The sequence below is a fragment of the Glutamicibacter soli genome (assembly GCF_003309065.1).
GTDB lineage: Bacteria > Actinomycetota > Actinomycetes > Actinomycetales > Micrococcaceae > Glutamicibacter > Glutamicibacter soli.
The window spans coordinates 35208-54478 of record NZ_POAF01000006.1 but is presented as its reverse complement, the minus strand read 5'-3'; the positions used below and the strand labels follow the sequence as shown (position 1 = coordinate 54478).

The window sequence follows — 19271 nt, the reverse complement described above, 5'->3', positions numbered from 1 at the left end:
CCACGTGGCACGCACCGTTTGCACCGCACCGACAGGACCGTACACAACGCAAGGACAACCGATGAAAACGCAGCCTCGTCTTCTGGCTCTCATTCCAATCGCGGCACTTCTCGCCGCGTGCACGCCGGGCTCCCCGGACGCGCCGGCGGGCGATTCGGCCACGGCTTCCAGCACTCCTACGGCCGCATCATCAAGCCCGACCATGACAAATAGCCCGAGCGCTACGCCAACGCGGCAATCGCCAAGCACCACCGAAACCGAGTCAGCCGCCGAGGTCGACACCCGCGACTGGAAGACCTTTGCCGTCCACGGCATTTCCTTCAAGTATCCAAGCAACTGGACCATCCGCGTGGATGACTTGGACGACCCGTCTCCCGATCCGGATAATCCCTATCAGGATTGGGACATCGTCACCGAAAAAGGCCACTCCATCGCCACGTTCGAGGCGAATTCAGCCAAGGACACCGACGGCGATCTTGCCACCTACAAGCGCACCACCTTGGAAACCGAAAAGGTTCCGGCGAAGCTGCACACCCCCGCAGTGTTCGTGGCGGAGCACTTCGTCCAGACCGAATCCGGAGACGACTCGAATGACGAAAAGTTCGTCATGTTCCTGAGCACCAAAGAAAGGGCCGAGGACCGCGGCACGGACCCTGCGTTGTCCTACTTCATGCCCGTCGCCGACTTCTATACCATCTTCGAGTCCGATGGCGATCTGCCAGAGGCATTGGGCATCGACGACGACCACGTAACAATCGAAGCGGCCAAGAAAATCATGAAATCGCAGGAATACCGAACCCTGAAGGCGATGATGCTCAGCGTCTCCGTCAAGTGACAGCAAGAAAATCTGCCTCATTCTTGACCCTGACACCGTGTCAGATGGGATAACTGAAGACATGTTGACCATTGGGCAGTTCGCGCAGATCGGCCAGGTGACCCACCGCATGCTGAGGCACTGGGACACCGCTGGCCTCTTGGTCCCCGCTCACGTGGACCGGGCCAGCGGCTATCGATCCTACGATCCCTCGCAGCTGCATCGGCTGCACCGGATCGTCGCGCTGCGGCAGCTGGGGTTCGGCCTGGCCGAAATCTCGTTGATGCTCGAAGGCGCAGCAGATCTCGAACGGCTCAAGGACCTGCTTCAAGCCCGCAGGTCTGATGTCGCCGCCGAGTACGAACTGGCAACCACCCGGCTGGCGGATGTCCAACGCCGGTTGGATCTCATCGAACAGGAGCACCACATGTCCAGGATCGAACTGATCGACAAGCCGTTGCCGGCGCTGCGACTCGCCGCGCTGACACGTACCGTGCAGTCCCAGCCCGAAATCGCGACCGTCATCGGCGGCATGTTCGCCCAAGTCGAGGCCGCGCTTCCCGAAATTCCCGACTCCATGGCCATTGCCCAGTACCGTCCGGTCGAAGACGGGCTGGAAGTCACGGCGGGTTTCGAATATGCAGGGCCGGCGGTGGCCGGATGCGACATCGTTGAGCTTGGCGCGCAGCCGGCGGCGCTATGCGGGGTGCATCTGGGGTCCATGGACCGCATCCACGAAAGCTGGCAGGCGGTGCACCAGGAAATCCTCGACCGGGGTTCGGCCCCCAGCGGCCCGTGCCGGGAACTGTACGTACGCTCGGAACCGGAGGACCAGTCCGACTGGGTCACCGAACTGCAGCAGCCCTACGCGCGGAGCTAGTCGACGTCCAGCAGCACGCCGGCTCGCAGCGGCACCCGGGACCGGGGCCGCAGAAGCAGGACAACCAGCGCCGCGGCGATCAGCACCATGCCAATCCACCCCATCAGGCCCACGCGCTCGCCCAGCAGGAACACGGCGAGCGCCGCGGCAACGGCAGGTTCGCTCAGCGTGACGGTGGTTGCGGTACTGGCCGGGACCCGGGACAGGGCGATCCCGAACAGGACGTATCCCAGGAACATCGGGACCAAAGCCAGATAGGCGGCGACCGCGAAATTCAGCGGATCCTGTACCAGCGGCGCCCCGGTGGCCAGCAACACCGGCATCAGCAGCAAACCTCCCAGGCCGAAAACCGCTCCCACCGCTGCCTTCCGTGGAATCCCGTTGGCCATCAGCCGTCCGGCGGCCCAGGAATAGACTGCGTAGCTGGCACCGGCGGCAAGTCCCAGCAGGCAGCTGGCAAAGACCGTTTCGGCATTGGCGTTGTCCCCCGCGGCCCTGGCGAATCCCAGCAGCGTACTGCCGGAGATGCCCAGCGCCGCGGCCAGGTACCAGCGGGTGGTGAGCTTGATTCCGTCGATGAGCCGCTCAAGAAGTCCGGAGAACAGCGGTGCGGTCCCCAGCGAAATCACGGTTCCCAGGGCGACGCCGCCCAGATGCATGGACGAATAGAAGGCCAGCGGATAAACCAGGATGCCCACGGCCCCGAGCATGACCAGGCGTCGGTTGATCACCAACGGGACTCGGGCTGCCTTCAGGGAACGTGCGCCGAGCACCGCTTGGAGCAGCCCGCCGATGCCGAGCGACGCAGCCCCGATGGCCAGGGGCGAGACGCCGTGGGCCTGCGCCGCGGCGGTGCCGGTGGTTCCCCAGAGCACCGAAGCCGCCAGCAGCATCAGCACCGCTGTGCCCTGCGCACCGCCGGCCGGATTTTTCACAGGGCACGCACCATGCTGGTGATCAGCGACTTGGCTCGGTGCAGCAGTTCGCTGTGGCCTTCCAGGCCGGCCCGCGAGATGGCGCCCTCAAGCAGGAAAGAGATCTGTTCGGCGAGCGCGGCGGCCTGCCTGGAATCGGTCAGCGATTCAAGATGTTCGCGGAGCAGGTCTTCAACTTGGGCCTTGTGCCCGGCCACGATGGACCGTCCGGGGTCTCCCGCCGGCAGCTCCGCGGCCGCGTTCAGCAGCCCGCAGCCGCGGAAACCATGCTCATAACCGGCCTCGGCATGGTCGAGGTAGGCGTCCACGATGGCCAGCACGCCGCCGACCGGATCCGAGGACGCACCGAGGCGGGCGCGATATAGTTCCAGCCATTCCTCGTGGCGGGCCTGCAGGTAGGCCGCCACCAGCCCCGACTTGGATTCGAAATTGTTATAGAGGCTCATCTTGGCCACTCCGGCTTCCGCGATGACTGCATCGATGCCCGTGGCGGAAATGCCGTGGGCATAGAAGAGCCGGGCCGCGGCATCCAGGAGCTTGGATCTGGCATCAAGGCGCGGGGACAAGGGAACCTCCAAGTAGACAGGTCGGTCTAAATAGACAGACTAGTCTAGTTAGACCGATCAGTCTAGGTTGTTCCCGCGGCTTCCTTCAGGCATCGCAGAAACACGTCCGCCGCGGGATTATCCGAGCTCGCCGCCGAATAGAGGGCGCTGCGCGGATTGCCGGCGATCGGCCGGAACACCACCTCCGGCATCTGGAAACGCGACACCGAGGCCGGAAGGATCGACACCCCGAGCCCGGAGGCCACGAGCCCCAGGATGGTTTCCTGATGGATGGCGCGTTCGACGATGCGTGGCGGGGAAAAGCCTTCGAACAACGAATGCACCAAGGTGTAGAAACCATTCATGAACTTGTAGGGGAAGAGCACAAAGTCCTCACCCAAAAGCTGCTCAATCTCCAGCTCCGCCTGCCCCGCGAGGCGGTGGTCCGCTTGGATCACCGCTACCAGCGGCTCGGCAAGCACCTCGGTGAGCACGAGTCCCGGAACCGGAGCCGGGTCACGCAGGATTCCCAGATCCAGCTTCCCATCCAGCAGCTGGTCAACCTGCTCATCGGTGGTCAACGGGCGCAGCGCAAGATCCACACTGGGCCGCAGCTCGCGAAATAGCCTAATGGCACCGGGCAGGGCCGCATAACTGGCCGAACTGACGAAACCCACGGCGATCCTGCCCCGCAGCCCAAGCCCGGCCTCGGTCAACTCATGGTTGGCCCGCTCAAGATCCGCCAACAGCGGGCTTATCCGATCGCGATAGGCGCGCCCCGCAGGGGTCAGCTCGACGCTGCGCGTGGTGCGGCTGAAAAGCCGCACCCCGAGCTCCTGCTCAAGCTTCTTGATCGCCACGGTCAAGGGCGGTTGCGACATCCGCAGCGAGTCGGCGGCGCGCCCGAAGTGCAGGTGCTCGGCCACCACGAGAAAGTACTGAAGCTGTCGAAGTTCCATGCATCTATTGTTGCACGAACACTAATAATTTCATTGAAAATAGTATTGGACTAGATAATAATTTTTGTGGGTTACTGGAAGCGGAACAATCGCACACCGCCGTCCAGGAGCACACAATGAGTCAGAAGACCCACGCCCCATCCGCCGAATACATTGTCATCGGAGCGGGCTTGAGCGGTGCCGCAGCCGCATGGAAGCTCGCCCAGCGCGGCCACGAAGTCGCACTGCTCGAGCGCAAGGTTCCCGCCGCGGCCGATGCCAGTTCGCATGGCTCGGCGCGCATCTTCCGCTACGCCTACCCTGACAGCTTCTACACGGATCTGGTCTGCAGGGCGCGGACCGCCTGGGACGAACTTGAGCTGGCCAGCGGGCAGCAGCTGATCTCCCCGCACGGCTCGGTCGACTACGGGGCATTGCGCAACCCCCGCCATTTGGCGTCGGTATTGGAATCCGCGGGAGTCGAGCACGAACTGCTCAGCGCATCCGAAGCGCGCGACCGCTTCGCGGGCATCGACTTCGACACCGAGGTGCTTTGGCATCCGGGTGCCGGCGTCATCGATGCCGAACGGTCGGTGCAGGCCATGGTCGCCCAGGCCAAGGCGCATGGTGCTCGGATCGAAACCAACTGGCCCGTCGCATCCGTTGAAGCAGCCGGCAGCGGCTACCGGGTCAACAGCGCGGACGGGCGCTCCTACCTCGGGTCCAGAATCGTCGTGGCCGCCGGAGGGTGGCTGCCCGGGCTGCTGGGCAACCTGCCGCTGCCCGCGGGCTTCGCAGGCAGCGTGCCGACGATGGACGTCTACCAGGAAAACGCATACCACTTCCCCTACCGCAACCAGGATCCCGAGGCCCGCCTGGCCTGGCCCACGTATATCCACAAGGATCCAGCATTCAAGTCCTATGGCCTGCCTGGCGGACGCGATGCCGGGTTCCGCGGTCAAAAGGTCGCCGAATACATGGGCGGGCGCCGAATGGACAGCGCCGCGGCGCAGGACGGGCGCATCGATCCGGCCAACCGCGAACGCGTCATCGACTACGTCAAGCGCTACCTGCCCGGTCTGGACCCGACCCCGTATGCGGAGGCCACCTGCATCTTCACGTCCACGCCCACCGAGGACTTCATCATGGACGAAACCCAGGGCATCACCATCATGTCCCCCTGCTCGGGACACGGGGCGAAGTTCGGCCCGCTGCTCGGTGACCTGGCCGCAGACCTGGCCACCGGAACCGGCACGGTTCCGGAGCTCTTCCGCCTGTCCTCCCATGCCAAGGCCCTGGCCTAGAACGAACCCGCAGGAGAAATCGCATGCATCATCTTGACACCGCCAGCACCATCCCCGCTTCCACCGTCGCCTCGCTGATGGGGCAGATCGCCGGCATCGGGCGGGACCGGCTGCGCGGCGGCTACACCCGTCCCGTGTATTCCACTGCAGAGCTGGACCTGCGCGGCTGGTTCACCGAGCAGGCCGCCGCGCGGCAGCTGAGCGTGGAGCAGGACGGAAACGGCGCGCTGTGGGCTTGGTGGGACCTTCCCTCCGGGATCCGCGCGGACGCCGTGGCCACCGGAAGCCATCTGGACTCGGTCCCCGGCGGCGGGGCCTTCGACGGGCCGCTGGGGGTAGCCAGCGCGCTGGCCGCCGTGGACATCCTGCGGTCCAGGAACCTGAAACCCACCCGCCCACTGGTCTTGGCAGTCTTTCCCGAGGAGGAGGGATCCCGCTTCGGGGTGGCCTGCCTGGGTTCACGGCTGCTGACCGGCGCCATCGACCGGGACAAGGCGCTGAACCTGCGCGATCCGGACGGCAACACCTTCGCCGAAATCGCCGCGCACCATGGGCTGGACGTACGGCGCATCGGAGCGGATCCGGCGCTGCTCGGACAGCTCGGCGCCTTTGTCGAACTGCATGTGGAACAGGGGCTCGGGCTTGGACAGCTGCAGCATCCGGTGGCCGTGGGCGGATCCATCCTGGGCCACGGGCGCTGGAAGCTGTCCATGTCCGGGCAGGGCAACCACGCCGGCACCACGCTCATGCGCGACCGCCGCGACCCCATGGTCGCCGCCGGCCGGACCATCGCCGCCGTGCAGCAGATTGCCCGCGCCCAGGACAACGCCCGCGCCACCGTCGGAAGGCTGCACCCCGTTCCCGGCGGCACCAATGTCATTGCCTCGCGCGTGGATTTCTGGCTGGATGTCCGGCACCCGGACGACGCGGTCACCGCAGCCGTGGTCCAGGACATCCACCGCGCCGCGCAGCAGATCGCGGCGGAAGAAGACTGCGGCTTCGAATTCTCGCAGGAGTCGCTCAGTCCGACCGTCGGCTTCGACGCCGACTTGTCCCGCAAGCTGGGCGCGTCGCTGGGCAACGCTCCCGTCTTGGACACCGGAGCGGGCCATGATGCGGGCGTGCTCGCCGGGCACGTTCCCAGCGCCATGCTGTTCGTCCGCAATCCCAGCGGCATCTCCCACTCCCCCGAGGAATACGTCGAGGATGCGGATGCCGAGCTCGGCGCGCTGGCACTGGCTGACGCGCTGCAGGGCTTGTTGAGCTGATCCCCGCGCCAGACGAACCCCCTGCGCGAAAGCCCGGGGCCGCATCCGGAGAATTCCGGATGCGGCCCCGGGCTTTCGCCCGCGCCGCCGAAGCTGCCACCGGCAACCCGAGGCTCGTTCCAGTCAGAAGGACTTCAACAGCGCCGGGACATCGTTCCGGTCGGGATTCGGGTGCCCGTAGTTTCGCGCACGTACCGCGACCACCAGGCCGAGCACGAGCAGCAGCAGCCCCGCGGCCGTGGTGAATCCCAGCAGGGCCGCCAAGCATGCGGCAAAGAGGATCAGCGTGTTGCGGCGGTAGACTCTCGCCACCGACCGCGGCTGGGAACGCGCCGCGTTGCGTGTCGCCAGCCAGTACACCACCGCGAGGGCCAGCTGCGGCCAGCCCGCTGCATAGCCCGGCAGCAAAAGAATCCCCGCGCCGGATGCCGCAAAAACCAGAACTTCGGCCGCTGGCCTCATCAACAAGCACCTCCCCGTGCATCACTAGGACCCCATGCTATCGGCCGCCCGGCGCATCCGGCCCCACCCGCCACGCGGTCGGGCGCGGACGTTAATAGCAGTTAAATAGCAGTTCCCCGGACGGGGGCCACACTCCGCCGTCCGGGGAACTACATCCATGCGGGCTCCGTTTCCGAAGCCCGGGTCTCTTGCCGGGTGCCGCTACGCGAGCACCGGGGCCTGCCACAGGTTCAGCACCTGGCCGAGGTCCTTCTGCTCCGCCGAACGGTACAGGTCCGTCGCCCACGCCACATCCTCGATCGGCATGCCGCCGACCGAGTAGAGGATGATCTCCTCGTCATTGCGGCGCGCGGGGATCTTGCCGGTGGCCACGTCCGCGATTTCCTCCAGCTTGGACTCGGGCAGCTTGCCCTCGCGCATCAGGTCGTGGAAGTGCGTACCGGGGATGCCCAGCAGCTCGTAGGCCTGGGTGTCGTATTCCTCGGCCCAGGCGTCGTACAGCCCCCGGGCATCGAGCACCAGGCGGGCCTGGTTGATCACGAAGTCGTCGTCGAACCTGGCCGCGGCCGGCAGCAGGAACAGCGCCCCGGGCTTGATGGCGGAGGCCGGGAAGTACGGGAAGGCCCCGGAACCCTCGATGTCCGTGCTGGTGGTAGCCATGACGATGTCCGCGTCCTTGATGGCCTCCTCGATGGTTTCCGCTGCGATGACGTTGGCCACCTGCGGGAAGTTCTCGCGGATGTACGCGGCAAAGGTTTCCACGCCGGCGGCCGAACGCCCCTTGATGCGCACGGTGTCGATGCCCGGGCGCAGGGTCAGCGTGGCGTCGATGACGGACTTGGCGATCACCCCCGGCCCCACCACGGCGGCGATCTTCGCATCTTCCCTGGCCAGGTGCTTGACGCCCACGCCCGGCACCGCCCCGGTGCGGTAGGCGCTGAGCAGGTTGGCGCTCATGATCGCCATCGGCGCCCCGGTATCGGTGTCGTTCAGGGTGAACAGGTGGATGGAGCGGGGCAGGCCCTTGGCGCGGTTGGCGGTGTTGGAGCCGTACCACTTGACCCCGGTGGTGCCGAAGCGGCCGCCGAGGTAGGCGGGCATCGCCATGAAGCGGCGGTCCGGGCCGTCGCAGGGCATGCCCTCGTGGACCGGCACCTCGGGGAAGGTGATCATCGCCCCGTGGGAGTTGCCGTTTTCGCCGGCCATCATGTAGTCCCCGTTGCGGAGCAGAATCAATGCCTCTTCCATGACGTCGGTGCAGCGGGCGATGTCGGTGACGCCGGCGGCGATCATGTCCTGTTCGCTGAGGTAGCGGAAGTTGATTGCGGTCATTGGTGGACCTTTCGTGAATGAAGTGCGGAAGCTGGTGGTTGGTGGATTTCTAGATGGCCGCTTCGCCGGTTTCGCCGGTGCGGACGCGGATGATCTGCTCCAGCGAGGCAACCCAGACCTTGCCGTCGCCGATTTCGCCATCCGGGCCTGTCCGCGCGGCCTCCAGAATGGTGTCCAGCGCGCTGTCCACCTTCGCGTCCGGAACGAGCAGTTCCAGCCGGATCTTGGTGCGGAAGTTCACCGAGTATTCCTGGCCCCGGTAGTATTCGGTGCGCCCGCCCTGGACGCCGCGGCCCTGCACCTCGGTGGCGGTCATTCCTGTGAATCCGGCTTTCTCCAATGCGGCGCACACGCTTTCGAGCCGGATCGGCTTGATCACTGCGGTGACGAGTTTCATTTGCCTGCCTTTCGATGCGGGATTTAGAACGGACGGCTGTCGTAGGCGGTTTCGGCATGGACCGAACGGTCAAGTCCGGCTTCCTCGTCCGCCTCGTCCACACGGATCGGGCGGATCTTGTTCATGACCCACAGGATCGCGAAGGTCATGCCGAAGCTGTAGCCCAGCGTGACCGCAATGGCGATCAGCTCGCTGCCCAGCTCAGAGAACGCCCCGCCGAAGACGATGCCCGCCATCTCGCCGGGAGCCGCCGGGTTGGCGAAGAACGTGGCGAACAGCGAGCCGGTGATGCCCGCGATGCCGTGCACCGCGAAGACATCCAGCGAGTCGTCGATGCGGTGGCGGCGTTTCCAGGTGATGGCCCAGGCCGCGGCCGCCGCAGCCAAGAAGCCGACCATGATGGCGCCGACCGGGCCGACCACGTCGGCCACCGGGGTGATGCCGACCATGCCGGCGATCGCGCCGGTTCCCAGGCCCAGCATGGTGGCGTGCCCGTCGCGGATCCGTTCGATCGCGATGAATCCGAGCATGCCGCCGCACAGCGACAGCAAGGTGGTGAGCACCACGTACTGGGCCAGGAAATTCGCGCCCCCGGCCGTGCCGCCGTTGAAGCCCATCCAACCGGTGGCCAGCAGGCCCACGCCGATCATCATCAACGGGAGGTTGTGCGGACGTCCGGCCTGCGCCTTGCGGCGGCCCAGCACCACCGCCAGCGCCAGGCCGGCGGCGCCGGCGTTCATGTGCACCGCGGTGCCGCCGGCGAAATCATGGAAGCCCAGCTGGTTGCGCATCCAACCGCCTACGGTCCCGGCTTCCGGATTGTCGAAGGCGAAGACCCAGTGCGCCAGCGGGCTGTAGACCACCAGAACCCACAACGCCACGAAAACCAGCCAGGATCCGAATTTCATGCGGCCTGCGGCGCCCGAGGCCACCAGGGCGGCGGAGATCGCGGCGAACAAGACGTAGAACGCCGCCCAGAAGGTTCCGCCGGCCTCGTCATCGCTCATGAAGTCGGTGTAGAACGAGAAGTCCAGCGGGTTGCCGATGAGCCCCAGTCCGCCGACCGAGTCGCCGAGTACAAGCCCGTGGCCGACCACGACGTAGACGACGCCGGTCACGGCCAGTGAACTGAGCACCATGAGCATCATGTTCAATACGTTGCGTCCGTTGAGCATGCCGCCGTACAGCATTGCCAGCCCAGGAAACATCAGCAGGACCATGGCGAATGCAGCCAGCAGCCAAGCCATGTCAGCAGCTTCCATCTCGGGACCCCTTTCGAAGAGTTTGAGTGCGAGTGGGTTCAAACTATCGACGTGAGATTCCGCGGTGCTTTCGATTTTGTTTCTGCGAAGAAACAGAATGTTTCATTATTCGAGCCACATATCGCGGTCGTGACATTTATGTAAATTGCGCGTCGCTGCCCGAAATAATTTTTGCCTCGCATTCACTCCGGGAGTATTTTCGAGAGCACATTCATACACGCCAGCACGGGATTGTTAACGGAAGGCTATTGAAGAATTTCCGGAAATCCCGATGAAACAATCCTGACCTAATCACGAAATCACGCGGTTTTACACTGGCAGGGCACCCGCGAATTTACCGCTCCGACGCATCTGCCGGGAGCGGCCAAAGCCAAATGGAGCCCGACATGGAACCGATGAAAATTGCCGTCCTGCATATCCGCGACACTCGCGAGCACGACCCCGGATTCCAGCTGGAGCTGGACGAGCTCAATGCCAGCGCCGCCACACAGATCCTCGCGGAGGGGCATGAACCGGAACTTGTCGCGACCTGGCAGCTGTCCTTGGAACAGGTGCAGCAGCTCGTGGACTGTTCGGATGCCGTCATCATCATGGGCGGCGAAGATGTGGACCCGGAATTCTACAACGGCCCTGAAGACTACCCGGGATCCGGAACCCACGAGCCGCAGGCCGACCGCATTCAGATCGCCGCCATCCGCTACGCAATGGCCACCGGCACTCCCCTGCTGGGCATCTGCCGGGGCATGCAGCTGCTCAACGTCGCCTTGGGAGGAACCCTGGTGCAGCACCTGCACAACGTGCAGGACCACCGGTGCGAAGGGACGGATCCGTTTGCGCAGACCCGTGTGGGCTTTGTCGCCGAAGCGCTGGCCGAAGACTTGTCGTCCGGGGACCTCCACCTATGCTCGCACCATCAAGCCATCCACGCCCTCGGGGCGGGGCTGCAGATCGCGGCCATGTCCAGCGACGGCGTGATCGAGGCAGTGGTCCACGACTCCGCCAAGGCCACAGCGGTGCAGTGGCACCCGGAGCACTCGCAGACTGCTGCTGCCCAGCTGGGTCCGTTAATCCGGCGGCTGGCGCACCAGCACGCGCAACCGGCCGCAGGGGAGGCTGAAATCCTGCAGCACCAGTTCGCCGGCGCATAGCCGCCGGTCCGTGGGACAGGGCGTACGTCTAGACTTGAGGCATGGCATTGACTCAGTTAACGGTCGTGGATACCGCGGTCGACATCCTGCAACAGTTCGGATTGGCTGATTTGTCGATGCGTCGACTGGCCAAGGAACTGGATGTCCAGGTCGGCGCCCTGTACTGGCACGTGAAGAACAAGCAGGAGCTGCTGGCCCAGGTCGCGGCGAAGCTGCTGAACACCCCGGCGCTCGCGGTGCGGGCCGAGGACTTCGCTTCGCCGGGCGAGGCGGTGCTGCAATTGATGCGCAAGCTCTATCTGGCGCTGCTTCCCATCCAGGACAGCCCCGAGGTCATCGAGGTTGCCAGCGCCATGCAGGTGAAGGACCTTCAGCCGGTGCTGCTCCTGCGTGCCCTCTTGCAACGGGCCGGGCTGACTGCCGAGCAGGCGCGCTTCGGCCAGCAGCTTTTGCTCAACCACGTGCTGGGCTCGGTCGCCTACCGCCAGAACCTCATCCAGCTGGACGTGGACTCGGAGGAAAGCGACGGCTACGACTGGGGCCTGCAGCGGGCCGTCGCCGGGCTGCTTTCCCCGGCGCCAGCCCCCGCGCAGGATTAACCGAGCGTTCCCCCGGAAAGCTCCAGATAGCAGGCCGCGCACAGCGATTCGTACCAAACGTCCTCGCCGTCGATGGCCACCTGGTCCCCGTCGAACACCACGTTCTGGCCGATGCGCCGGGTGTTGAACATGGCCTTGCGCCCGCAGCGGCAAATCGTTTTCAACTCTTCAAGCGAGTGCGCCAGCTCCATGAGCCGGGCCGATCCGGGGAACGCATGGGTGCGGAAGTCCGTGCGGATGCCGTAGGCCAGCACCGGAACGTCATCGAGCACTGCAATACGCAACAGGTCGTCGACCTGCTGCCGGCTCAGGAACTGGGCTTCGTCCACCAGCAGGCAGGCCACGGGCGGAGCGTCGATGTGCGGGACGAGCGCGTCCGGGTCGTCGCCCGAAGCCAGTGCCGCGAACTGCTCGCGGACGTTGTCCAAGGGCGACACAATCAGGTCCACCGCACGGCTCAGCCCGAGCCGGGAAACGATCGAGCTCTCCCCCTTGGTGTCCACCCCGGGCTTGGCTAGCAGGATCCGCTGCCCGCGCTCTTCGTAGTTGAAGGCGGCCTGCAGCAAGCTCGTCGATTTGCCCGAGTTCATTGCCCCGTATCGGAAATACAGCTTGGCCACAGTCGCCCCTTGTCGAATCCATCGGCCTGCCAACGGCAGACCACCTACGATTTTAGCGCCCGGGGCCCATTCCTCCATGACACTGCATGTCGTTCCGCGACCAATTGTGACCGAGCGGCGTGCGGATCGCCGCCGCCGCTTCCCCCGCACCGAAACGGTTTTATAGCATGGAGCCAGCTTCACGAGATCTGATCGCTGGGAACCCCACGGGTTCCGGCAAGGCTCCGACCGATCAGGCGCCAACCCCACACAGTTGTACGGCGGGTGGCTCGGATGACGAAGCGGCTCGCGGCGCATCCGGCGCTTCGGGCAAGGACAACAACCTGCAAAGGCGTGGACCCATGAGCAAGCAAACCCATCTCGGCCTGGCCGCGAAGCCGCTGACAGCCAACCCCCTGCCCCGCTTCGCCAATGACTGGATCAGCGCCTGGCTGCAGTTGGACGGCGGCACCGGGCTGCTGCATATCGGCGCGGGCCCGCGCGAATGGATTCTGGAACCGCTCGATCCGACGGCGCTGGGCGCCGCCGTAGATCCGGGAACCCAGATCGAGGGCCAGTTCAATCCCGATTTGAAGATCGCCCTGATCCCCGGATCGCATCTGGTGGCGGGCAGCTCGTTCTTCCGGCTGCGCGCGTAGTCAGCTGCGCGCCACGGGCTGCCGGCGGACGAAAACCAGCCAGTACAGCAGCGACATCACGACCACAAACGGCAGGCCGAAGACCAGCGTGAACTTGAATTCCTCGACGAACAACGTGGTCAGCAGCAGCCCGCCCAGCAGCGCCGCCCCGAGGATGGAAGCCGCCGGGTAGCCCGGCAGCTTGAATTCCAGCGGGCTGCGCTCGCGGGCGGCCTGGCGGCGGAAGCTGACGTGGGTCAACAGGATCATGAACCAGGTGGCCAGCGCGCCGAAGGTGGCCAGCGACATCATTAGGCCGAAGCCTCCCTCGGGAAGCACCGCAACGGCGATCGCCGCCACGGCGATGCCTCCGCCTGACATCCACACTGCATGCACCGGGGAGCCGTTGCGGCTGGTGCGGTGCGCCAGCTTCGGGGCATGGCCTGCATCTGCCAGCGAGTGCAGCATGCGGGTCGCCGCGTAGAGCTGGGCGTTCATCGCCGACAGGGCCGCGATGATCAGCACGAAGTTCAGCACCGAGCTGGCAAAGGGGATGCCCACCTGATCCATGACGGTGACAAACGGCGAACCGCCGGAGATCAGCTCGCTGGTCGGCGCAATGGCAAGGATCAGCGCCATGGTCAGCACGTAAAACAGCAGCAGGCGCAGGAAGGAGACCTTGAAGGCCTTGCGCACCGCGAGCTGCGGGTTGCGGGCCTCGGCGGCCGCGATGGAAATCGCCTCGATGCCCATGTAGGAGAAGATCGCCACGATCACCGCGCTCCAGGTGCCCGACAGGCCGCTGGCGAAGAAGCCCGAATCAACGCTGTAGTTCGCGAACCCGAAGCCGTCGGCCGGGTCGTGGAACACCAGCCAGGCGGCGATGACGATGAAGGCGATGACCGCGAAGACCTTGATGGCGGAGAACCAGTATTCGGTGGTGCCGAAGACCTTCACGCTGGAGAAGTTCACCGCGAGCAGGGCGGCGGAGAACAGCAGCACCCACAGCACCCCGGGCACCTCGGGGAACCAGAACTGCATGTATTCGCCGATGGCGCTGACCTCCGTGCCGACCGCAAAGATCAGCGCTGACCAGTACATGTATTTGGTCAGGTAGCCGGCGTAGCGGCCGAGGTAGCGTTCGGCGTACACGCCGAAGGAGCCGGCCACCGGCTGCTTCACGGTCATTTCGGCGAGCGCTCCCATGACCAGCAGCGCGATCACTCCCCCCAGCACGTAGCTGAAGATGACCGAGGGGCCTGCCATCGCGATGGCGAGCTTGCTGCCGGCGAACAGTCCGGTGCCGATGGCGCTGCCCAGGGCGATCATCGCCATCTGGGCAGGGGTCAGCGATTTCTTCAGGCCGGGGCCGGGCCCCTTGGTTCCAACCGGCTGCTGCGCCAACGATGCTCCCTGCTGTGTACGTGTGCGGCACGCGGATCTTCATTTGCGCGCCGCGTCTAAGCGTACTCGGGAGCTTTCACCCCGGATCTTCGCCGAAGATCCGGGGTCTGGCGGATACCGCCTAGGTCACGGCATTTCGGACCGTGAACTCTTCGCGCTGCCAGTCGCCGGTGTGCAGAATCTCACGCAGGATTTCCACCGCATCCCAGATGTCGGTGCGCGAGAGGTACAGCGGGGTGATGCCGAAACGCAGGACCTCCGGCTCGCGGTAGTCGCCGATGACGCCGCGGGCGATCAGCGCCGCCATGATCTCGTAGCCGTGCTCGTGGCGGAAGCTGACGTGGCTGCCGCGCTGGGCGTGCTCGCGCGGGGTGACCAGTTCCAGGCCGTGGTCGGCGCAGCGGGTCTCGACCAGCTCGATGAACAGGTCGGTGAGTTCCAGCGAGGCGGCGCGCACCGCGTCCATGTCCGCTTCCAGGGCGATATCCAGCCCGACCTCGATCATGGCCAGGGAGGTCACCGGCTGGGTGCCGCACATGAAGCGGCGCACGTCGTTGGCCGGGGTGTAGTGCTCGGCCATCTCGAACGGGGCGTTGTGCGACCACCAGCCGGACAGCGGCTGCCAGAAGCGGTCGTGGTGGCGGGCGTTGACCCAGATGAAGGCCGGGGATCCGGGCCCGCCATTGAGGTACTTGTAGGTGCAGCCCACCGCGTAGTCCGCGTCCGCGCCGTTCAGGTCTACCGGGACCGCACCGGCGGCATGGGCCAGGTCCCAGATAACCAGCGCGCCGGCGTCGTGGGCGGCGGCGGTGATCTGATTCATGTCCCACATGGAACCGGTCCGGTAGTTGACGTGGGACAGCGCCAGCACGGCGGTGTCATCACCCAGGGCCGCGCGCAGCGAGGCCTCGTCATCGATGAGCTTGACCTCGTAGGGCACACCCGTTTCCTGCGACAGCGAGTTGACCAGGTCGGCCAGTCCCTCGGCGATGTAGATGTCGGTCGGGAAGTTGTCCCGTTCGGTGATGATGACCCGGCGCTGCGGCGCATCAGACTTCTGGGTGCGCAGCGCGGAGGCCAGCGCCTTGAACAGGTTCAGACTGGTGGTGTCCGTGATAGCGGTTTCGCGGGGGTTCGCTCCCAGCAGCTGGCCCAGCTTGTCGCCGAGCACCAGCGGAAGCTCAAACCAGCCGGCTTCGTTCCAGGAGCGGATCAGGCCTTGGCCCCATTCTGCGGTGACGACCTGCGCCGCGCGTTCGGCCGCGCCATGGGGCAGCGCACCGAGCGAGTTGCCGTCGAGGTAGATCACCGATTCGGGCAGTGCGAAGCGGTTCTTGAACCGGCGCAGCGGATCCTGCGCGTCGAGCTGTGCCAATTCCTCGCGGGTGTGTACCGTCTGCACGCTGTGCTTCCCTTCCTGGATGCCATGAATGTCCCTCCATCGTAGAATCAGAAGCAGGAAAATTTCTTGGGTTCCGAATTTTTGCAAATAATAGGGAGGCTGATCCGTGCCGGATTCAGTATGGGCAGTTTCGGGGGCCGACTCGGCGAATTCCGTTCACATCGACGAGGTTGACTTGGCGATCCTCGTCGAACTGAGCCGGGATGCCCGCCTGGCGAACAACGTCTTGGCGCAGCGGGTGGGCTTGGCTCCTTCGACCTGCCTGGGACGCGTCAAGATGCTGCGCACCCGCGGGGTGATCGAGGGCTACGAGGCCAAGATCAACGAGAAGCTGCTGGGTGTCACGGTCAACGCGATGATCTCCGTGATCGTCGCCCCGCAGGCCAGGGACCGGATGCTTCCCGCGGCCAAGGCCCTGGCGGCGCTGCCTCCGGTCCGCGACGTTTTCGTGCTCGGCGGCACCCCGGACCTGCTCATCAGGGTCGCCACCCGGTCCATCGACGAGTTGCGCACTTTCGTCGCGAGCCATCTGGGATCTAACCGTGCGTTCTCCTCCACGCAGACGAATATCATCTTCGAGCACCTGCGCTAGCCGGGGTGCCGGTGGACGTCAGGTGAACATCCGCTGAAATCCAGGTGCCTGCGCTGCGGACTGCGCCGTCGCACCACATCATTCGAAGAATTCTGCGAACCCTCGATGACCTGATGATTTTTATTTCACATGGCCGTATCATGAGCCTTGCTGCGATTGGGGAGCACACCACACGATGAGCCGTTTTCTCATGTTCGTCTCATCTGGCACGACGAGAATGAGGACATGGGAAAACGCATAGCGCTTCGGGCGATTGGCCTGGTCGCGGCTCTCGCCATCATCGGAGCGGGAATCGCGGCTCTGGCTCAGTTGGTCTCCGGACCTTCCCAGAGGGATCTGGGCCCAGGCATCGTCGTCCACCAATCCGAGGTGCCCAGCGAGGACGCCGGCTTCGCCGAGCGTACCGGGGAACCTGCCGACCCGTCGGCCGCGCCTACCCCGAGCAAAGACCCCAAGGAACCGGCCAGCCCGTCGGCCTCGGCGAGCCCCTCGGCCTCCAGCAAGCCGAGGCCTTCGAAAACCAGCTCTCCCAAGCCCACCCAAGGTCCGGTCAAACCGCTTCCGCCGAAGGCCCCAGTGGATGATGACGACGCTTGGGACGACGACGCCTACGATGACGACGATGATGACGACGACTAGCAGACCGCCGCGTCGCCGGGTCTCCATCCGAGCCCGCGTGCTCGCCTCGATGATCCTTCTGGTTGGCTTCGCCCTGGCGGTCTCCGGTGCCGCGATCTACGTCTACGAACGCCAGGAGCTCAACGCGCGCTTGGATGATTCGCTGACCCGCACTGTGGAGGAATTCCGGGTGCTGGCGGAAACCGGCATCGATCCGCAGACCGGCAACGGCTTCAAGCACGCCGAGGACCTGCTCTACACTGCCATGCAGCGCACGCTGCCCGCCCGCTACCAGGGCATGGTGGGTTTGAGCGCGGACCAGCTGCAGTGGACTGCCCCCGCCACCGTGGAAATGCGGCTGGAGGAAGACCCGCAGTTCCTGGAATGGGCCAAGACCAGCGCCGCGGACCAGCATGTGCGCATCGAGAATTTCGAGACTGAACTAAGCGAATACCGCGCCATCGTGGTTCCGATCCAGCTCTCCTCCGACCCCAAGCCAGCACGCTTCGTGCTGGCCTACGACTACACGGCCGAAGTCAGCCGCATCAACAAGCAGTTCATGGTGTTCTTCGGCGTGGGCCTGGTGGTGATGCTGCTTGCCGGAGGTGCAGCCTACCTGATTGTCGGGCGCATGCTCGAACCCATCCGCCGGCTGCGCGACACCGCCCGCCAGATCTCCGAATCCGACCAGTCCTCGCGCATCGAGGTCACCGGGGACGACGAGTTCGCGGAGTTGACGGTCACCGTCAACGACATGCTTGACCGGCTTCAGGACGCACTGAATTCCCAGCGCCAGCTGCTGGACGACGTGGGCCACGAGCTGCGCACCCCGGTGACCATCATCCGCGGCCACCTGGAGCTCATGGATGTCCAGGATTCCGAGGACGTCGCCCAGACCAAGGACATCGCACTGGACGAACTGAAGCGCATGTCGCTGCTGATCAACGACCTGATGACCCTGGCTGGGGCCAATCGCGCGGATTTCCTGTCCGCCAAGCCGACCGACATCGGCACCCTGCTGGACGAAATCCTGGACAAGGTCCGCGCGCTGGGAAACCGCGACTGGCGCATCGGCCACCGCGAGGAAGCCAACGTCACCCTGGACCCGGCCCGCATTACCCAGGCCATGTTGCAACTGGCCGCCAACGCCGTGAAATTCTCCGACGAGGGTTCGCGCATCGATTTAGGCTCGGCCATGCTCGAAGAGCAGGACAAGGCGCCGGTGCTGCGCCTCTGGGTGCACGATGCCGGCGTGGGCATCGCCCCCGAAGACCTTGAACGGATCTTCGAGCGCTTCGGCCGCGGCCAGAACAGCGACCGGGCCAAGGGCTCCGGGCTGGGCCTGAATATCGTATCGGCCATCGCCGATTCCCACGGCGGATCGGTCTGGGTGGATTCCGTGCCCGGCAGCGGTTCGACGTTCTACATCGACATCCCCTTGGCCGAAGGAGCCCACAGCGTATGAGCCTCATCCTGATCATCGAAGACGAACCGCGAATCAGCTCCTTCATTGCCAAGGGCTTGAAGGCCGCCGGCTTCATCCCCACCGTCTGCGCCACCGCGCGCGAGGGCTACGCCCAGGCCCGGTCCGGGAATTTCGAGCTGATCATCTTGGACCTGGGGCTGCCGGACGAGGACGGCTTCAGCCTGCTGCGTCGGATGCGCGAATCGCACATCGACGTCCCGGTGATCATCCTGACCGCCCGAAACAGCGTGGACGACACCGTGGCCGGGTTGCAGAACGGCGCGGACGACTACATGGCCAAGCCCTTCCACTTCGACGAGCTGCTGGCCCGGGTGCGGCTGCGGCTGCGCACCGAAGACTCGTCCTCCGACGTCTCGGTCCTTTCGCACGGAAACATGGAAATGGATCTGCTGCGCCGTCTGGTCACTGTCGACGGTGTCGAGGTGGACCTGTCAGCCCGGGAATTCTCACTGGCCGAGGCCTTCCTGCGCAACCCGGGGCTGGTGCTCAGCCGCGAGCAGCTGCTCTCCAGGGTCTGGGGCTACGACTTCGACCCCGGCTCCAACGTGGTGGACGTGTACGTGCGCTACCTGCGCAACAAGCTGGGCGGGGAGCGTTTCGAGACGGTGCGCGGCGTCGGCTACAGGCTGGCCCGCGAATCCTAGGATC

At 65.2% G+C, this 19271-nt stretch carries 21 protein-coding genes; 11 read left to right on the top strand and 10 right to left on the bottom strand.

Annotation, left to right across the window (positions count from 1 at the left end):
- Positions 1-202 precede the first annotated feature (202 nt).
- Together C1H84_RS12780 and C1H84_RS12775 are read left to right on the top strand one after the other, a co-directional pair.
- A complete protein-coding gene (locus tag C1H84_RS12780; protein ID WP_113607570.1) occupies positions 203-835 on the top strand; it encodes a hypothetical protein in 633 nt (210 codons plus the stop codon).
- A gap of 61 nt (positions 836-896) precedes the next feature.
- Entirely contained in the window at positions 897-1694 is a 798-nt protein-coding gene (locus tag C1H84_RS12775; protein ID WP_113607569.1) for a MerR family transcriptional regulator, read from the top strand.
- Here C1H84_RS12775 and C1H84_RS12770 read toward each other — a convergent pair.
- From C1H84_RS12770 to C1H84_RS12760, 3 genes are all read right to left on the bottom strand, one after another.
- Positions 1691-2629 (bottom strand): DMT family transporter, encoded by a 939-nt coding sequence (locus tag C1H84_RS12770; protein WP_244910902.1) that lies wholly within the window; start codon positions 2627-2629, stop codon positions 1691-1693. The genes C1H84_RS12775 and C1H84_RS12770 overlap by 4 nt on opposite strands.
- Positions 2626-3195, bottom strand: coding sequence for a TetR/AcrR family transcriptional regulator (locus tag C1H84_RS12765; protein WP_231736029.1), 570 nt, complete (start codon positions 3193-3195; stop codon positions 2626-2628). The genes C1H84_RS12770 and C1H84_RS12765 overlap by 4 nt, the downstream gene beginning before the upstream one ends.
- 62 nt (positions 3196-3257) lie before the next feature.
- Entirely contained in the window at positions 3258-4133 is an 876-nt protein-coding gene (locus C1H84_RS12760) for a LysR family transcriptional regulator (protein ID WP_113607568.1), read from the bottom strand.
- 116 nt (positions 4134-4249) lie between these two features.
- Here C1H84_RS12760 and C1H84_RS12755 point away from each other — a divergent pair, with 116 nt between their 5' ends.
- Complete coding sequence (locus tag C1H84_RS12755; RefSeq protein ID WP_113607567.1) at positions 4250-5416, top strand: FAD-dependent oxidoreductase; 1167 nt, start codon at positions 4250-4252, stop codon at positions 5414-5416.
- Between the two features lie 23 nt (positions 5417-5439).
- Complete coding sequence (locus tag C1H84_RS12750) at positions 5440-6684, top strand: allantoate amidohydrolase (RefSeq protein WP_047118144.1); 1245 nt, start codon at positions 5440-5442, stop codon at positions 6682-6684.
- Positions 6685-6807: 123 nt separating this feature from the next.
- Here C1H84_RS12750 and C1H84_RS12745 read toward each other — a convergent pair whose 3' ends face one another.
- The 4 genes from C1H84_RS12745 to C1H84_RS12730 all read right to left on the bottom strand — a co-directional run bounded on the left by C1H84_RS12745 (position 6808) and on the right by C1H84_RS12730 (position 10137).
- Complete coding sequence (locus tag C1H84_RS12745) at positions 6808-7146, bottom strand: hypothetical protein (protein ID WP_146956063.1); 339 nt, start codon at positions 7144-7146, stop codon at positions 6808-6810.
- Between the two features lie 201 nt (positions 7147-7347).
- Entirely contained in the window at positions 7348-8478 is a 1131-nt protein-coding gene (locus C1H84_RS12740; protein WP_053797209.1) for a tyramine oxidase subunit B, read from the bottom strand.
- A 49-nt stretch (positions 8479-8527) separates the two neighbouring features.
- Positions 8528-8875 carry a P-II family nitrogen regulator gene (locus tag C1H84_RS12735; protein WP_047118147.1) on the bottom strand — a complete coding sequence of 116 codons (348 nt, stop codon included), beginning with the start codon at positions 8873-8875 and terminating at the stop codon, positions 8528-8530.
- A gap of 23 nt (positions 8876-8898) precedes the next feature.
- Positions 8899-10137, bottom strand: a complete 1239-nt coding sequence (locus C1H84_RS12730; protein WP_053797208.1) for an ammonium transporter — start codon at positions 10135-10137, stop codon at positions 8899-8901.
- A 386-nt stretch (positions 10138-10523) separates the two neighbouring features.
- Here C1H84_RS12730 and C1H84_RS12725 point away from each other — a divergent pair, with 386 nt between their 5' ends.
- Positions 10524-11285: a gamma-glutamyl-gamma-aminobutyrate hydrolase family protein gene (locus C1H84_RS12725; protein ID WP_052772216.1), complete on the top strand. Its 762-nt coding sequence runs from the start codon at positions 10524-10526 to the stop codon at positions 11283-11285.
- Between the two features lie 41 nt (positions 11286-11326).
- The gene (locus C1H84_RS12720; protein WP_047118149.1) at positions 11327-11884 is read left to right on the top strand and encodes a TetR/AcrR family transcriptional regulator; all 558 of its coding nucleotides are present in this window, start codon (positions 11327-11329) and stop codon (positions 11882-11884) included.
- Here C1H84_RS12720 and C1H84_RS12715 read toward each other — a convergent pair.
- On the bottom strand, positions 11881-12504 hold the full coding sequence (locus tag C1H84_RS12715; RefSeq protein WP_047118150.1) for a thymidine kinase: 624 nt from the start codon (positions 12502-12504) through the stop codon (positions 11881-11883). The two genes, C1H84_RS12720 and C1H84_RS12715, sit on opposite strands and share 4 nt — an antisense overlap.
- 341 nt (positions 12505-12845) lie before the next feature.
- Here C1H84_RS12715 and C1H84_RS12710 point away from each other — a divergent pair, with 341 nt between their 5' ends.
- Positions 12846-13142 carry a hypothetical protein gene (locus C1H84_RS12710; RefSeq protein WP_053797205.1) on the top strand — a complete coding sequence of 99 codons (297 nt, stop codon included), beginning with the start codon at positions 12846-12848 and terminating at the stop codon, positions 13140-13142.
- Here the strand turns inward: C1H84_RS12710 and C1H84_RS12705 are convergent, their stop codons facing one another.
- Entirely contained in the window at positions 13143-14525 is a 1383-nt protein-coding gene (locus tag C1H84_RS12705) for an amino acid permease (RefSeq protein ID WP_244910901.1), read from the bottom strand.
- 121 nt (positions 14526-14646) lie between these two features.
- Entirely contained in the window at positions 14647-15927 is a 1281-nt protein-coding gene (gene kynU, locus C1H84_RS12700; protein WP_113607566.1) for a kynureninase, read from the bottom strand.
- Positions 15928-16033: 106 nt separating this feature from the next.
- On the opposite strand from kynU, the gene C1H84_RS12695 reads away from it, so the two are divergent.
- From C1H84_RS12695 to C1H84_RS12680, 4 genes are all read left to right on the top strand, one after another.
- Positions 16034-16519, top strand: coding sequence for an Lrp/AsnC family transcriptional regulator (locus C1H84_RS12695; protein WP_047118154.1), 486 nt, complete (start codon positions 16034-16036; stop codon positions 16517-16519).
- Positions 16520-16744: 225 nt separating this feature from the next.
- Positions 16745-17158, top strand: a complete 414-nt coding sequence (locus C1H84_RS12690; RefSeq protein WP_113607565.1) for a hypothetical protein — start codon at positions 16745-16747, stop codon at positions 17156-17158.
- Positions 17142-18602, top strand: coding sequence for a sensor histidine kinase (locus tag C1H84_RS12685; protein ID WP_231736031.1), 1461 nt, complete (start codon positions 17142-17144; stop codon positions 18600-18602). Before C1H84_RS12690 ends, C1H84_RS12685 begins: the two co-directional genes overlap by 17 nt.
- A complete protein-coding gene (locus C1H84_RS12680) occupies positions 18599-19267 on the top strand; it encodes a response regulator transcription factor (protein WP_047118157.1) in 669 nt (222 codons plus the stop codon). Before C1H84_RS12685 ends, C1H84_RS12680 begins: the two co-directional genes overlap by 4 nt.
- Positions 19268-19271: the final 4 nt, after the last annotated feature.